Annotated in this window: 16 protein-coding genes; 5 read left to right on the top strand and 11 right to left on the bottom strand. The window is 71.7% G+C overall.

The window, feature by feature from the left end; translation table 11 throughout:
• Nucleotides 1-189 precede the first annotated feature (189 nt).
• Entirely contained in the window at nucleotides 190-1,617 is a 1,428-nt protein-coding gene (locus AB0958_RS01630; RefSeq protein WP_366888267.1) for a zinc-dependent metalloprotease, read from the top strand.
• Nucleotides 1,614-2,135: an NUDIX domain-containing protein gene (locus AB0958_RS01625; RefSeq protein WP_366888265.1), complete on the top strand. Its 522-nt coding sequence runs from the start codon at nucleotides 1,614-1,616 to the stop codon at nucleotides 2,133-2,135. Before AB0958_RS01630 ends, AB0958_RS01625 begins: the two co-directional genes overlap by 4 nt.
• A gap of 91 nt (nucleotides 2,136-2,226) precedes the next feature.
• Here the strand turns inward: AB0958_RS01625 and AB0958_RS01620 are convergent, their stop codons facing one another.
• The 4 genes from AB0958_RS01620 to AB0958_RS01605 form a co-directional block, all read right to left on the bottom strand.
• Nucleotides 2,227-2,982 carry an AIM24 family protein gene (locus tag AB0958_RS01620; protein WP_366888264.1) on the bottom strand — a complete coding sequence of 252 codons (756 nt, stop codon included), beginning with the start codon at nucleotides 2,980-2,982 and terminating at the stop codon, nucleotides 2,227-2,229.
• A gap of 17 nt (nucleotides 2,983-2,999) precedes the next feature.
• A complete protein-coding gene (locus AB0958_RS01615; protein ID WP_366888263.1) occupies nucleotides 3,000-3,680 on the bottom strand; it encodes an AIM24 family protein in 681 nt (226 codons plus the stop codon).
• An 11-nt stretch (nucleotides 3,681-3,691) separates the two neighbouring features.
• Nucleotides 3,692-5,329 carry a TerD family protein gene (locus AB0958_RS01610; protein WP_366888262.1) on the bottom strand — a complete coding sequence of 546 codons (1,638 nt, stop codon included), beginning with the start codon at nucleotides 5,327-5,329 and terminating at the stop codon, nucleotides 3,692-3,694.
• 135 nt (nucleotides 5,330-5,464) lie between these two features.
• The gene (locus AB0958_RS01605; protein WP_366888261.1) at nucleotides 5,465-6,061 is read right to left on the bottom strand and encodes a M48 family metallopeptidase; all 597 of its coding nucleotides are present in this window, start codon (nucleotides 6,059-6,061) and stop codon (nucleotides 5,465-5,467) included.
• A 226-nt stretch (nucleotides 6,062-6,287) separates the two neighbouring features.
• Between AB0958_RS01605 and AB0958_RS01600 the strand changes: the two genes are divergently transcribed.
• Nucleotides 6,288-7,493, top strand: coding sequence for a TOMM precursor leader peptide-binding protein (locus tag AB0958_RS01600; protein WP_366888260.1), 1,206 nt, complete (start codon nucleotides 6,288-6,290; stop codon nucleotides 7,491-7,493).
• Nucleotides 7,486-8,889: an AarF/ABC1/UbiB kinase family protein gene (locus tag AB0958_RS01595; RefSeq protein WP_366888259.1), complete on the top strand. Its 1,404-nt coding sequence runs from the start codon at nucleotides 7,486-7,488 to the stop codon at nucleotides 8,887-8,889. The genes AB0958_RS01600 and AB0958_RS01595 overlap by 8 nt, the downstream gene beginning before the upstream one ends.
• Nucleotides 8,890-8,926: 37 nt before the next feature.
• Here AB0958_RS01595 and AB0958_RS01590 read toward each other — a convergent pair whose 3' ends face one another.
• The 5 genes from AB0958_RS01590 to AB0958_RS01570 all read right to left on the bottom strand — a co-directional run bounded on the left by AB0958_RS01590 (nucleotide 8,927) and on the right by AB0958_RS01570 (nucleotide 12,819).
• Nucleotides 8,927-9,142, bottom strand: coding sequence for a hypothetical protein (locus AB0958_RS01590; RefSeq protein ID WP_366888258.1), 216 nt, complete (start codon nucleotides 9,140-9,142; stop codon nucleotides 8,927-8,929).
• Nucleotides 9,143-9,277: 135 nt separating this feature from the next.
• The gene (locus AB0958_RS01585) at nucleotides 9,278-9,604 is read right to left on the bottom strand and encodes a hypothetical protein (protein ID WP_132888743.1); all 327 of its coding nucleotides are present in this window, start codon (nucleotides 9,602-9,604) and stop codon (nucleotides 9,278-9,280) included.
• On the bottom strand, nucleotides 9,601-9,969 hold the full coding sequence (locus AB0958_RS01580) for a WhiB family transcriptional regulator (RefSeq protein ID WP_010984500.1): 369 nt from the start codon (nucleotides 9,967-9,969) through the stop codon (nucleotides 9,601-9,603). Before AB0958_RS01580 ends, AB0958_RS01585 begins: the two co-directional genes overlap by 4 nt.
• A gap of 170 nt (nucleotides 9,970-10,139) precedes the next feature.
• A complete protein-coding gene (locus AB0958_RS01575; protein ID WP_366888257.1) occupies nucleotides 10,140-10,460 on the bottom strand; it encodes a hypothetical protein in 321 nt (106 codons plus the stop codon).
• 163 nt (nucleotides 10,461-10,623) lie between these two features.
• The gene (locus AB0958_RS01570; protein ID WP_366888256.1) at nucleotides 10,624-12,819 is read right to left on the bottom strand and encodes an ATP-dependent DNA helicase UvrD2; all 2,196 of its coding nucleotides are present in this window, start codon (nucleotides 12,817-12,819) and stop codon (nucleotides 10,624-10,626) included.
• A gap of 201 nt (nucleotides 12,820-13,020) precedes the next feature.
• On the opposite strand from AB0958_RS01570, the gene AB0958_RS01565 reads away from it, so the two are divergent.
• Nucleotides 13,021-13,263 (top strand): mycoredoxin, encoded by a 243-nt coding sequence (locus AB0958_RS01565; protein ID WP_046730473.1) that lies wholly within the window; start codon nucleotides 13,021-13,023, stop codon nucleotides 13,261-13,263.
• 50 nt (nucleotides 13,264-13,313) lie between these two features.
• Here the strand turns inward: AB0958_RS01565 and AB0958_RS01560 are convergent, their stop codons facing one another.
• Nucleotides 13,314-13,916 (bottom strand): class I SAM-dependent methyltransferase, encoded by a 603-nt coding sequence (locus AB0958_RS01560; protein WP_366888255.1) that lies wholly within the window; start codon nucleotides 13,914-13,916, stop codon nucleotides 13,314-13,316.
• Between the two features lie 13 nt (nucleotides 13,917-13,929).
• A complete protein-coding gene (nudC, locus tag AB0958_RS01555; RefSeq protein WP_366888254.1) occupies nucleotides 13,930-14,874 on the bottom strand; it encodes an NAD(+) diphosphatase in 945 nt (314 codons plus the stop codon).
• Nucleotides 14,875-14,892 lie beyond the last annotated feature (18 nt).

The raw sequence follows: 14,892 nt of genomic DNA, 5'->3' as shown, positions 1-14,892 counted from the left end.
GCGTCTCCAGCGGTTGTCTTCAGTACGGGCGCGAGTGACGCGTTCGTACCAGGTGCCATCCATCCTGCCGCAGGCCGACTGTCGGCGAAGCACCGAGGCCCTATCGGGTCGGGGTGTCTACGCTGGGTGGTGTTGTCGGGCAGCCGCGCCGCCGGAGAGAACCGGTGGCCTTACCAGCCGAGGATTCCCGTGAGTGACACCCCATTCGGTTTCGGCCTTCCGCCGGAGGAGCCGGAAGACGGCGACGAGGGCAAGAAGAAGGACCAGCAGAGCGGTGGTGGGCAGGGACCGGCCAACCCGTTCGGTTTCGGTACGCCCGGCGCCGGCGGCTTCGGCGGCCCCGGCGCCGACAATCCGTTCGCTGCCATGTTCGGCTCGCTGAACCCCACCGACCTGGGCGCGGCCTTCCAGCAGCTGGGCCAGATGCTCTCGTACGAGGGCGGCCCGGTGAACTGGGACATGGCCAAGCAGATCGCCCGCCAGACGGTCTCCCAGGGCACCTCGGACGGCGTCAAGGACGCGAGCGTCGGTCCCGCCGAGCGCACCGCCGTGGCGGAGGCCGTACGGCTGGCCGACCTGTGGCTGGACGACGCGACGTCGCTGCCGTCCGGGTCCGGCTCGGCGGTGGCGTGGTCCCGCGCGGAGTGGGTCGAGGCGACGCTGCCCGCCTGGCAGGAGCTGGTCGACCCGGTCGCCGAGCGGGTCGGCGCCGCGATGGGCGACGTCCTGCCGGAGGAGATGCAGGCCATGGCGGGCCCGCTGATCGGCATGATGCGTTCGATGGGCGGCGCGATGTTCGGCACCCAGATCGGGCAGGCCGTGGGGGTGCTCGCGGGTGAGGTTGTCGGTTCGACCGACATCGGCCTGCCGCTGAACCCGCCGGGCAAGGCCGCCCTGCTGCCGGTGAACATCGAGGCGTTCGGCAAGGACCTCGGTGTGCCCAAGGAGGAGGTGCGGCTGTACCTCGCGCTGCGCGAGGCGGCCCACCAGCGCCTGTTCGCGCATGTGCCGTGGCTGCGCTCGCACCTGTTCGGCGCAGTCGACGGCTACGCGCGCGGGATCAAGGTCGACACGGCCAAGTTGGAGGACGTGGTCGGCCAGTTCGACCCGCAGAACCCGGAGCAGCTGCAGGACGCCCTTCAGCAGGGCATGTTCCAGCCGGAGGACACCCCCGAGCAGAAGGCGGCCCTGGCCCGTCTGGAGACGGCTCTGGCGCTCGTCGAGGGCTGGGTCGACGCGGTGGTGCACGCGGCCGCGAAGCCGCGCCTGTCGTCCGCGGACGCGCTGCGCGAGACGCTGCGCCGGCGCCGGGCCACGGGCGGTCCCGCGGAGCAGACGTTCGCCACGCTGATCGGCCTGGAGCTGCGCCCGCGCCGGCTGCGCGACGCCTCCCGGCTGTGGGCCTCGCTCACGGACGCCCGCGGGGTCGACGGGCGGGACGCGCTGTGGGCGCACCCGGACATGCTGCCGACGGCGTCCGACCTGGACGACCCGGACGGCTTCGTGCACCGCGAGCAGCTGGACTTCTCGGAGCTGGACAAGATGCTCGGCGAGGCGGCGGAGAAGCCCGACCTGCGCAAGAAGGACGACCGGGCAGAGGGCGACGACACCGAGTGAGCCTGTACGACGACGCGGTCCTCGTCCTCAAGGGGTACGAGGGCCAGGAAGAGCTGCGCCAGGCCTATCTGGATCATCTCGCCGCCCGTCCGGACGGCTTGTGGAAGGCCTGTCACGCGGGCCATGTGACGGCGAGCGCGCTGGTGATCGACCCCGAGCGCGGCCGGGTGCTGCTGACCCTGCACAAGAAGCTGCGGATGTGGTTGCAGATGGGCGGCCACTGCGAGCCGGGGGACGCCACGCTCGCGGAGGCGGCCCTGCGGGAGGCGGCGGAGGAGTCCGGGATCCCCGGCCTGACGCTGCTGCCGGGCGGGCCGGTGCGGCTGGACCGGCATCCGATCCCCGCGCCGTGCCACTGGCACTTCGACGTCCAGTACGCGGCCCTCGCGCCGCCCGGCGCGGCCCACGCGATCAGCGACGAGTCCCTCGACCTGCGCTGGTTCGCCTATGCCGAGGTTCCGGAGGTCGCCGACGACTCGGTCGTCCAGCTGCTGGCAGGAGCCCGCGCGCGGCTCTGACGGGTGAGGGGCGCTGACGAAGCAAGGGGCGCTGACGGGTAAGGGGCGCTCGCCGCAGCGGGCGCCCCTTGCTTCGGGGTGTCAGCGGGTGTCAGCTCCAGACGTTGCCCTGGTTCATCCCGCGCGCTCCCTGCTGGCCCATACCGAACTGGGCGGCGAGGCCCTGGCCGATCTGGGCGTTCTGCGGGGGCAGCAGCTCACTCGGCTGGACCAACGCGAAGCCACTTCCCATGAAGCTCAGCTCCCAGCCCTCGCCGGTGCTGCCGCGGCGCCGCCAGACGCCCGAGGAATGCGTCTGGGCCTGCATCTGGACCCGCAGTCCGGTGGACCAGGCCACGATGGCGTCGGCGTCGCAGTTGACGTACTTGTCGGGCGTGACCTGCATCAGCAGCGGGGAACCGGAGGTCATCAGGGCGACCTTGCCGCGTCCGGTGATGTTCAGCTGGTACTTCCCGGACCCGGAGATGCCGTAGAGGCTGTCGACGGCGACGACCTCGTGGTGCAGCGAGGAGTCCATGGCGAGGACGTAGCCGCTGTCCACGGTCAGTCCGTCCGGCTCGACGTCCAGGACGTGGATGTGCTGGGCGAGGTTGGCGAAGTAGACCGTGCCCTGTCCGTGGCAGCGCATCAGGTCCAGGCCCTCGCCGGTGTACGCACGCGCGCGTGCCTGCTGGTTGGTCGTGTACTCGGCGTCGAACTCGACGAGTCCCTGGTAGGCGACCATCGTGCCCTTGCGGGCGAGGACGTCGTCGTGGCCCTCCAGGACGACCCGCAGCATCTGCTTGTTCTGCAGGCTGTAGCGGTCCCGGGCCTGGGAGTCGTTGAAGGCGAAAAGCGGGCTCTGCATGGTTTCCTGACTCCCCCTCAGCCCCGGAACCGGAGGCGGTCGGTGCTGTCCTCGCTGGGCTGGACGACGACGATGCCCTGGCCGGAGAAGGCCATCTGGTAGGCCTCGCCGCTGCCCCGGCCGATCAGCGACTGCGCCTTGAAGCTGCGCTTGCCCTTCACCTTGAGGTTCGGGGACCAGGCGACCAGCGCGTCCGGGTCGACGTACGTCTCGTCCTCGCCACCGCCGCAGTCGACGACGATGGGCTTGCCCCGGGAGGTCAGCGCGACCCAGCCCTGTCCGGAGATCCTGGTGTTCCACAGGCCCTGCCCGGCGAACTTCGCCAGCCCCTTCACCCGCTCCACGCCCCAGGTGAGGTGGGCGTCGAACGCGAGCAGGTTGGTGGCGTTGACGGAGATGCCGTCGCCGTTGAGGTTGATGACGACGACGTTCGCGCCGTAGTCGGCGAGGTAGAGAAGGCCGTCCCCGGAACACTTCATCAGCGGGGCGCCCTCGCCGGTGACCCAGTCACGGGCGATCTGGCGCACGGCCGGCGGGTTGGGCTCGTACTGGACGAAGCCCTCGTAGGCGACCATCGACCCCACGCGCGCGAGGAGGTCGTTCCCGGTCTGCATGGCGACCTTGAGCATGTGGTCGCCGTGGTTCTCCATACGGGCGGTGACGGGTGCGGGGGCGTAGCCCGCGAGCGGCTGGTTCATGACGGGCTCCCTCAGACCTCGTACGGCTGGACGACGATGAAGTTGCCGGGCGCGCCCCGGAACTGCAGGTTGACGCTCTCGCCGGTGTCGCCCGGGTAGGCGTTGCGGCGCATCCGGACCTGGCTGGAGACGATCACCTGGGAGGCCGCCGACCAGGCGACCACCGCGTTGCAGTCGGCGAACGTCGTGGGGGTCACCGGCAGCACGACGGGCGTGCCGTGGGTCTTGACGACGATCGTGCCGGTGCCCTGGAACTGCATCGTGAACAGCGCGCCGCCGGGAATGCCGTGTCCCTCGATGCGGCGGACCTCGTGCTGGAGGCTCTCGTCGAAGGCGAGGACGCTCTCGGCGGAGACGCAGATCGCGTCGCCCTGGAGCTCGATCGGGTGCAGATGGGCGGAGTTCTCGGCGAAGAACACCTGGCCCTGGCCGGTGCAGCGCATCAGCTGCATCTCTTGGCCGGTGGCGTTGCCCACGATCCGGCCGGCGAATCCGGCGCCCTTGTAGCTGAAGTCGACCTTGCCCTGGTAGAGGACCATGCTGCCCTGCCGGGCCAGCACCGGCTGGCCGTCCATGCCGAGGTCGGCGCGGATGAGCTTGCTGTTCTGCGGGGTCCAGCGCTGCCCGGTGGGCGTCTCCTTGAACTTCTGGAGCGCGGCGCCCACCCCGGCACCGCCCTGGGGAGCGCCCTGTGGGACCCCGTAGGGCTGTTGGCCGGGGACCTGCCCGAACGGCGGCTGCTGACCGTAGCCGGGCGGCGGGGGCGGGGCCTGGGCGTAGCCGGGCGGCGGGGTGGGAGCCTGCGGGGGCGCCGGGGGCAGGCCGTAGCCGGGCGGTGGCACGGGCGCGCCCGGGGCGGGCGGCTGGCCGTAGGACGACGGCGCCGGGGAGGGGGGCGGCACGGTGCCGGGCGGGGTCATCGGGGCGATGAGGGTGGGCGCGGCGTGCACGTTCGGGGCGGACGCGGGGCCGGGGGCCGGGGGCGGGGTGAAGCCCTGGGGCGCGGGGGCCGGGGCGGGTGCCGGGGATGCGGGGGCGGGTCCGGGCGGGGCGGCGAACGGGGGCGGCGCGAAGCCCGGCGCGGACGCCTGCGGCGGCGCCGGCGCGGCGGGCGCCTCCTCCTCCAGCACCTCGCCGCCGAAGTTCTTCAGCAACGCCTCGAGACCGCCGTCGAATCCCTGGCCGACGGCGGCGAAGCGCCACACGTCCTTCAGGTAGAGGTCACCGAGCATCACGGCGCGTTCGGTGGAGAACTCCGAGCCGGTGAAGGAGTACCTGGCCACCTCCTCACCGCCCGCGACGATACGGATGTATCCGGGGGCGACCTGCGACATCTGCCCGGCGCCGTCGATGGTCGCCGTGAACGACAGCTTCTGGATCCGCTGCGGGATCCTGTCCAACGTGATCCGGAAGGACTCCGTGTCGCCCGCCTGCGCGCCGAGCAGTTGAATGGACTCCTCGGGGGACTTCGGCTGGTTGAAGAAGACGAAGTAGCGGTCGTCCGAGAGCCGTTCGTCGGCGTCGAGGCCGAAGCAGCTGATGTCGAACGTCAGACCGGGCCCGGAGATCTGCACCCCTACGTACAGGTCCGTGCCGGCCGTGAGGTCACTGATCCTGGCCTTGTGGCCGCGTTGGAATTCCCTGGCCATGCGTTACGACCGTCCCCCATCCCGAATGCGAGTGCGTCGCGCCAGGCTAACGGCTAACTCGGACATCGGACGAAGTCGGTACAGACCCGGTACACAACCGCGCTGAGCGGCCCCGGGGGACACCGCCGGGGCGTCTCACTCGTCACGTACGCCGGGCACCGGCGGCAGCCGGTCGGCGGCGACCACCCCTTCGAGGTAGCCCCGGGCCCGCTCGGTGCGCGGGTACGCCTCGAGGAGCCGCCAGAAGCGGGGGCCGTGCCCGGGCACCAGCAGATGCGCCAGCTCATGACAGAGCACGTAGTCCACGACGTACTCGGGCATGCCCTGGAGCCGGTGCGAGAGACGGATGCTGCCCTCGGCCGGAGTGCAGGAACCCCAGCGGGTGTTCTGGTTGGTGACCCAGCGCACCGACGCGGGACGGGCCCGTCCGTCGAAGTACTGCTCCGACAGCCGCTGGGCGCGCTCGGCGAGTTCGGCGTCGCCCAGCACCCGCCTGCTCTCCTGGGCGGCGAGTTTGTTGAGCATGACGGTCACCCAGCGTTTCTCCTCCGCCTCGGACATCCGGGCAGGGATCAGCACGACGGTGCGATCGCCCTCGCGGTACGCGGAAACGGTCCGGCGGCGCCGGGCGCTCCTGCGAACCTCGATCGCGCTCGCCCCCGGGCCGCCGGGCGGCTGGCTCGTCGTGCTGCGCTGTGGCTTTCCGGCGCGGTGCAGTGGGTCGGCGGGCACGCCCCGACGTTACCCGCTGCACACACGGGAAGTCCCGGGTCCGGGACGGTTCGGCTCCGATCCCCCACCATGCGTCTGATTTGTACGACGAATATCCACCGCCTGTGGACAACTTTCGGCGCCCGCCGAGCGGGCCGGGCATGCTGGCACTCGTCGGCGGAGCGTGACCGGCTGTGCCGACGGGCGGGGATGTTCCATGACCATTCGACAGCTACGGGGGCCTGTCATGCATCCGTTGGTGAAGCCCGCGCTCCGGCGCGGCTGGCGCGATCTCAACACCGTGCAGTTCGGAATGACTCCGGCGCACGCCATGACCCTCGGGCCGATGGACCTGGCGACCGGGAGCTTCCTGGACCTGCTCGACGGGGCCCGGGGCCTCGCCCTGCTACGCGAGGAGGGGCGTCGCATGGACCTGCCGGACGGACATGTCGACGCACTGGTGGAGCGGCTGTCCCGGGCCGGACTCGTCGACGACGCACGCGGCGGCGGGCCCGCGGCGCAGGCGCTGCGCGAGAAGAAGGGGGTACTGGACCGGCTGGGTCCGGATCTGGCGTCGCTCTCCCTGACCACTGCGGAACCGGGCGGCGCCCTCGGCAGGCTGGCGGCCCGGCGGGCGCTGCGGGTACAGGTCCGGGGCGCGGGCCGGGTGGGTGTCGCGCTGGCCGCGCTGCTGTCGGGCGCGGGCGTCGGCGAGGTCGACGTACGGGACGTGGGCCGGGTCCAGCCGTGGGACGTGGCGCCCGGCGGGCTGCCCGCGGATTCGGTCGGTGACCGGCGCGCCGAGGCCGCCCGCGCAGTGGTGCGCCGGGCGGCCCCGGACCGGCCGCCGCGCCGCCCGGGTCCGGACGCGGAGGAACCCGGGCTGGCACTGGTGATCATCGCCCCGCGCGACGACGTCCTGGTGCACGCCCCCTGCGCCCGCGCCGCCGAGCCGCTGCTGGCCTCGGGGACGCCCCACCTCTACACCGGTGTCGCGGAGGGGACGGGTAGCGTCGGCCCGCTCGTCCTGCCCGGCGCGACCGGCTGTGCCCGTTGTCTGCACGAGCACCGCACGGACCGGGACCCGGCCTGGCCGCGTCTGGTCGCGCAATGGGGGTCCGGGCAGGCCAGACGGGTGGGCGCCTGTGATCTGACCCTGGCGGCGGCCGTGGCCGGGCTGGCCGCCGCGCACGCCCTGGCCTTCCTCGACGGCGAGTCGCCGTCCGGTACGGGGGTGCGCTGGGAGGCGTCCTTGCCGGCTCTGCACTGGCACGCGCGACCGGTGTGGCCGCACCCCGCGTGCCCGTGCGGGGCGGCGGAGAAAGCTGAGGGGGAACACCCCTCAACCAACGGCACCGGGCACGAGACAATGGTGGTGCAACGGCCGTCGGCAGAGCCACGACAAGCGGCAGACGCGGCGCGGCCGACTGGGACTTGGAGGGCGCATGTCTGATCTTCCCCGCAAGGCGGTCACCCGGACCGCCAAGCTCGCCGCGCTCCCGCTCGGCTTCGCCGGCCGCGCGACCTGGGGTCTGGGCAAGCGCATCGTCGGCGAGTCGGCGGAGATCGTCGGCCGCGAGCTGCAACAGCGCACGGCGGAGCAGCTCTTCAAGGTGCTCGGAGAGTTGAAGGGCGGGGCGATGAAGTTCGGACAGGCCCTGTCCGTCTTCGAGTCCGCCCTGCCGGAGGAGGTCGCGGGCCCCTACCGGGCGGCCCTCACCAAACTCCAGGACGCCGCGCCCCCGATGCCGACCCGCACCGTGCACGCGGTGCTCGCCGAGCGGCTCGGGGAGGACTGGCGGGAGCTGTTCCTGGAGTTCGAGGACAAACCCGCGGCGGCCGCCTCGATCGGCCAGGTGCACCGGGCGGTGTGGCACGACGGCCGGGTGGTCGCGGTCAAGGTGCAGTACCCGGGAGCCGGCGAGGCACTTCTGTCCGACCTGGGGCAATTGAGCCGTTTCGCGCGACTCCTGGGTCCCCTGATCCCTGGCATGGACATCAAGCCGCTGATCGCCGAGCTGCGCGACCGGGTCTCCGAGGAGCTGGACTACGCCCTGGAGGCGCAGGCCCAGGCGGCACACGCCGAGGAGTTCGAGGACGATCCCGACGTGGTGGTCCCCGCGGTGGTGCACCAGTGCGACCAGGTACTGGTCACCGAGTGGATCGGCGGGATACCGCTCTCCGAGGTCATCTCCGGCGGCACCCAGGAGCAGCGCGACCGGGCAGGCCAGTTGCTGGCCCGCTTCCTGTTCTCGGGCCCGGCCCGCACCGGCCTGCTGCACGCCGACCCGCACCCGGGCAACTTCCGCCTGCTGCCCGGTGGGCCGGAGGACGAGGAGGAGTGGCGCCTCGGCGTGCTGGACTTCGGCACGGTCGACCGGCTCGTGGGCGGCCTGCCCACCCCGATCGGCGACTCCCTGCGGATGACGCTGGACGGTGACGCCGAGGCGGTCTACGAACTGCTGCGCAGGGAGGGGTTCGTCCGGGAGTCCATAGAGCTGGACCCGGATGCCGTCCTGGACTACCTGCTGCCGATCATCGAACCGGCCCAGGTCGATGAGTTCACCTTCACCCGCAACTGGATGCGCAGCCAGGCCGCCCGCATCGCCGACCCCCGCAACCCCGCCTATCAGCTGGGCAAACAGCTCAATCTGCCGCCTGCCTACCTCCTGATCCACCGGGTGACACTGAGCACCATCGGCGTGCTGTGCCAACTCGGCGCGACGGTACGGCTGCGGGACGAACTGGAGGCGTGGCTACCGGGGTTCGTGCCCGAAGAGATCGAGACGGTCGAGGAAGCCGAGGCGGTCGAGGCGGTCGAGGCGGTCGAGGCGGTCGGCGAGGCGTAGCCAGGAGGGGAGCCTGTCCGGGCCGGGGAGCCGGTGGTCACCACCAGGACGAGTCGAGCCGGCCCTCGATCGCTCTGAGGTTCTCCCTGGAGCAGGTGTCGCAGAAGAACCTGCGGACGCCGTTCTCCACGGAACAGGTCCAGGTGGTGGGCTGGAGGCCGTCGACGACCGGAGTGCCGCAGCGGGCGCACCCGGGCGGGTGGCGCTCCACGGTGGAGCCGCCGTGATCACTGCCTCCGCGAAGACTTGTCACCCGGCGACGATAACTCCGCCGTGCGCCGATCCCCGGGTAACGCACCGCGGGGGCCGGTCCGTTCGGCCGGACCGGCCCCCGCGGGAGAGCTTCGCCCCCCCTAGGCCGGGGAGCCACCGCTTCAGGTGTTCGGGATCACTGCATCACGGCGATGGCGAGCGCACGCCGGGCACGCCGCGAGGCGCGCTCCGCCCTGCGCTGCATCCGGCGAGCGGTCGCCAGGCGCACGGCCTGGCGTTCCCGCTCGGCCTCCTGCAGTCGCTCGCGCATATGCGCGCGAGCCAAGGCTTCTGGGATGAGTTGCATCTCTCGGGTCCTGTTCTGACGCGAGCCGGTGGCAGCACCGGCAGTGGTGAAGTCTGGGGTCGCGGAGCCTGCGGGCTCGCTGGTGGACGGCTTCATCGGGGCCTGCTTCTTGGGGTCGTGCGTGAGGGGACGGTCGATCGTTCCGAGGATGTTCATGCCGTGACCGGGTTCTTGCGCGGGCGGCCACGCGGCCGCTTGCGGGCGACGACGACACCCTGGACGAACAGCTCGCCACCCCAGACGCCCCAGGGCTCACGCCGCTCCTTGGCACCGGCGAGGCAGGCCTCGATCAGCGGGCAGGTGCGGCAGAGGGACTTGGCGTACTCGACGTCCGCCGGCGACTCGGCGAAGAAGACCTCCGGGTCGTAGGAGCGGCAGGGGACGGGCACGCCGAGGTTCTCGATGGCGTCGTCGAGCGCGGTGAGCGCAGTGAGCGGGATCAAGGTGGAGTCCTCCGTGAGGCCGGGCGGGGGGATCGTTTCGGAAGGCGGTACGGACGGGGCGTGCGCTTCGAGTTGCACGGATGTTCTTCCTCGTCTGGTCGTTCCGGTCGGTGGACCGGTTGGCGGCTGGTACCGGGTTCTGCTCTTGCCCCGAGGCCCCTTCGCTCCGCTCTCCCCGTTCGGGGAAAACAGAAGGGCCGCGGATCCCGGATGGGGTTCCGCGGCCCTGAAGGCGCCGGCCTGATCGATCAGGCTGGATCACTCCAGGGTTCTGGCCCACGGAAGGCCCACATCAGGTGGTGCTGCGTCGTCTGCTTCCGGTCATCGGCACCGGCTGCCGTAAAGGCATAGGCCTTGGCCCGTGCCACTACTGCTTCCAGTGCCTCGGTCGGTCGCTCGTTGCCCTCACGGACGGGAAGACCCGCGAGAGAGACAACGGAGGACGCCGGACGCACGGCGGAGATGCCGGACAGACCGGTGCCCAGGTTCGAGACGCCGAGCATGCACACGGAGACGGCCGAGAGATCGGTCATTTTGGCCGCGCTGATGTTGGTCTTGATGCTGATCACTGAACTCGCCTCCTCTCGGCGTCTAGGGGACTGGGATGAACCAGCCCACTCGGATATGCAAGTACAACACGGAACCGGGCCTTCGAGAAGGCCGCCGCTTCCGTGCTTAGAACCTATGGGGATTGCTGGCGCATGCGCAAACTATTTTTTCGACGAGTTCCGGTCAGTCGTCGGCATCCGCTCCGTCAGGCTGCCGACCTGCGCAGATGGCCAGAACATCGGGACCGTAACGGTGGAGCTTACGCGTGCCGACGCCCGGGATGCGAGCCAGTTCGCGATCGTCCTCTGGAGCGCTCTCCGCGATGGCCATCAGCGTCCGGTCGGTGAAGACGCAGAAGGCGGGCTGGCCGCTGAGCCGCGCCTGGTCGGCGCGCCAGTCACGGAGCCGTTCGTAGAGGCCCTCGTCCATGTCGGACGGGCAGTCGTCGCAGCGCATCAGCTTCATCTCGCCCGCGTCGGTCAGCGTGCGTCCGCAGACCCGGCAGCGGGCCGGGGTGCGCCGGGTACGCCGGGGCGCGGCGACGGGGCCGCCGCCGAAGCCGCGTTCGACTCCCCCGCCGCCGGTGCCCGTGCCGCGGCCGACGGTGGCGGTGGAGCCCGGACGCAGGCCGTCAAGGAAGCGGCTCGGCCTGCGGTTGGGTCTCCCGCCAGGGCTGCGGGAGAGGGACCAGGAGACATGGAGCCGTTCCCTGGCTCGGGTCACGCCGACGTAGAGGAGACGGCGTTCCTCCTCGATCTGCTCGTCGGTCTTCGCATAGGTGATCGGCATCATGCCCTCGGCGACACCGACCAGGAAGACGGCGTCCCACTCCAGGCCCTTCGCCGAGTGCAGGGAGGCGAGCGTGACGCCCTGGACGGTCGGGGCGTGCTGGGCGCCCGCACGCTCGTCGAGTTCGGCGACGAAGTCGGCGAGGGTGACGGCCGGCCGGGCGGCGGCGACGTCGTGGGCGAGGTTGACCAGGGCGGCCAGCGACTCCCAGCGTTCCCTGACGGCGCCGGAGCCGGCCGGGGGCTCGGTGGTCCAGCCCTCGCCGGAGAGGACCGCCCGCACCTGGGAGGGCAGGTCCACGGCGGCGTCGAGCAGCGCGTCGTTGCCGCCGAAACGGGCCGCTGCACGCAGGGCGACGCCCGCCTTGCGGACCTCGGGCCGGTCGAAGAACCGCTCGGCACCGCGCAGCTGGTAGGACACCCCGGCATCGGCGAGGGCCTGCTCGTAGATCTCGGACTGGGAGTTCGTCCGGAACAGGACGGCGATCTCGGCGGCCGGGACGCCGGCGTCCATGAGCTCCCTGATGCGGCGGGCGGCGCCCTCCGCCTCCGCGGGTTCGTCGGCGTACTCGGTGTAGACGGGCTCGGGTCCCGCGGGGCGCTGGGAGACCAGCTCCAGCCGGTGGTCGGCGGCCCGGCCGCTGGCCTGGGCCAGCAGACCGTTGGCGAGGTGGACGACCTGAGGGGTGGAGCGGTAGTCCCGGACCAGCTTGACGACGGTGGCCCCGGGGTGACGGGTGCGGAAGTCGAGCAGATGGTCGGGGGTTGCTCCTGTGAACGAGTAGATGGTCTGGCTGGCGTCGCCGACGACGCAGAGGCTGTCGCGTTCGCCCAGCCACAGCTCCAGCAGGCGCTGCTGGAGCGGGCTGACGTCCTGGTACTCGTCGACGACGAAGTGCTGGTACTGGGCGCGCACCTGCTCGGCGATGTCGTGCCGGTCCTGCAGGATGCCGACCGTCAGCAGCAGCACGTCCTCGAAGTCGATGACCGCGCGGTCGCGCTTGAGGTCCTCGTAGACGGAGTAGAGCTGGGCGATCTCGGCCGGGTCGCGCGGGGTCTCCCGGCCGGCCTTCAGTGCGGCGAGCGGGTAGTCGGCGGGGACGGTCTGGGTGACCTTGGACCACTCGATCTCGGCGGTCACGTCCCGCAGCTCGCCCCGGTCGAGGCGGATGCGGCAGGCGGCGGCCGCGTCGGCGACGAGCTGCGCCTTGCGGTCGACGAGCCGGGGCAGCGAGCCACCGATCGCTTTCGGCCAGAAGAACTGGAGCTGACGCAGCGCGGCCGAGTGGAAGGTGCGGGCCTGCACGCCCTGCGCGCCGAGCTGGCGCAGCCGGCCGCGCATCTCCCCGGCGGCGCGGTTGGTGAAGGTGACGGCGAGCACGCTGGACGGCTGGAGGATGCCGGCCCGCACCCCGTAGGCGATCCGGTGGGTGATCGCCCGCGTCTTGCCGGTGCCGGCTCCGGCCAGCACGCACACCGGACCGTGCAGGGCGGTCGCCACCTCGCGCTGCTCGGGGTCGAGCCCTTCGAGCACCGCGTCGGCAGAGTCCGGTACCGGCGGGAAGAGGGAGGAGTGCGTTGCTGCTGTCACACAGCCATGCTGCCAGGTCGCCCGAGACGGTCGTGCCGGTTGTCCACAGGCAGCCACCCGCGGTCGTACCAATGCGGCGGGCGCCGTGTCGGGCCGGTGCTGCGGGGACGGGGGCGGGGACGCGTGTGGGAATGGCGGGTGGGTCGCATACGTTCCTTCTCTGGACGACCTTCCCCAGCTGCCAGAAGGAGCGCGAGCGAGATGCAGGGCACTGTGACGATGTACAGCACCACGTGGTGCGGTTACTGCCGTCGGCTGAAGAGCCAGATGGACCGCGAGGGCATCGCGTACACCGAGATCAACATCGAGCAGGACCCGGAGTCGGCCGCGTTCGTGGAGAAGGCGAATGGCGGAAACCAGACGGTGCCGACCGTCCTCTTCGGCGACGGTTCGACGCTGACGAACCCTTCGCTGGCCCAGGTGAAGCAGAAGATCGGCGCGTAGCCCCTCCGACGAGGCGGCCCCTGACCCGGTCAGGGGCCGCCTTCGCATGTTCAGGCCGGTTTGTCCCACGTCAGGGTGTAGCGCCACAGCAGCCGGCGCCGGTATCGGCGGCCCGGCAGCAGGTGGGCGGTGGACCGCCGGACCTCCCGCCAGTTCATGATCGGATCTGCCGCGGGCATGCCGGCCGGGCTCCGCTCGCCGCCGTGCCGACGCGCGGCCAGCAGGTTCACGGGGACCGCGCAGGCGCTGACCACCCGGTCCAGGAGGGTGCGGTCGTGCGCCAGTCCCACGACGACCAGCCGGCCGCCGGGGGCGAGCAGCCGCACCAGCCGGTCGATCGCGTCGTCGAAGGGGACGTGGTGGACGACGGCGACCGCGCTGACGAAGTCGTAGGCGCACTCGTCGAGGAGGGAGCCGTCCCGGTAGTCGCCCTCCAGGAAGGTGACGTTCCGGGCCTCCCGCTTGCCGGCCAGCCGGATCATCTCCGGCGACCGGTCCACGCCGGTCACCGACTCCACCCTGCTCGCCAGCCCGGCGGCCAGCAGACCGTCGCCGCAGCCGACGTCCAGAGCGGTGCGGCAGCCGGCCGGTACCGCGTCCAGCACCACGGGGTGGTAGTGGACGTTGTGGTTCCAGTAGGTGCCGGTCGTCATCGTGTCCGCCTGGTCAGACGAAGCTCCTCGTCGGCAGCGGCTTGCCGTACCACATCTCGATCAGGCGGGCCGCGATGGAGATGCCGTACGGCGGCAGGACCTCGCCGGAATCGAAGGCGGCGCCCAGTTCGTCGCGGGAGAACCAGCGGGCCTCGTGGATCTCGTCACCGTCCACGTCGATCTCCGTGGAGGTGGCGCGGGCCATGAAGCCGAGCATGAGGCTGGACGGGAACGGCCAGGGCTGGCTGGCGACGTACTCGACCGGGCCGACGGTGACCCCGACCTCCTCGGAGACCTCGCGGCGCACGGCCTGCTCGATGGACTCACCGGGCTCGACGAAACCGGCGAGCGTGGAGAAGCGGCCCTCGGGCCAGTGGACCTGGCGGCCGAGCAGGAGGCGGTCGTCCTCGTCGGTGACGGCCATGATCACGGCGGGGTCGGTGCGCGGGTAGTGCTCGGCGCCGCAGGCGGGGCAGCGGCGGATGTGGCCGGCGGCGGCGATGGCCGTGCGCTCGCCGCAGCGGGAGCAGAAGCGGTGGGTGCGCTGCCAGTTCTCCAGGCCGACCGCGTGCACCATCAGGCCCGTGTCACGCGGCGAGAGCAGCAGCCCGGCCTCGCGCAGTCCTGCGGGTCGCGCGGACTGGTCGATGCGGCCGGGCAGCGCGTCCTTCTGCAGGGCGAAGTAGCTGACGCCGTCCTCGTCCGTGCCCAGGAAGTACCGGTGCGCCTCGGTGAGGGGTGCTTCGAAGGAGGGGGTCATGACGAGTTCGGTGCGGCCGTCGGGCGTCTCGTCGATGAGGACCTGACCGCCGGAGACCACGAAGCAGCGGGTGTCGGGGTGGCTCCACGCCGCCGCGAGCCAGGCCTCGTCGAGCCGGTGGTGGGCGGCGCGGTCGATGCCGCTCGGGGCGGTGAGCGAGATGGGTCGGTCAGCGGTGTGGTCGGTCCAGGTGGTCACGGGTGCTTCCAACTCCCC

This window comes from Streptomyces sp. NPDC006655, from assembly GCF_040703965.1.
In the GTDB taxonomy this organism is placed as follows: Bacteria; Actinomycetota; Actinomycetes; order Streptomycetales; family Streptomycetaceae; genus Streptomyces.
The sequence above is the reverse complement of the archived record's forward strand: the minus strand, read 5'-3'. Positions and strand labels throughout refer to the sequence as shown.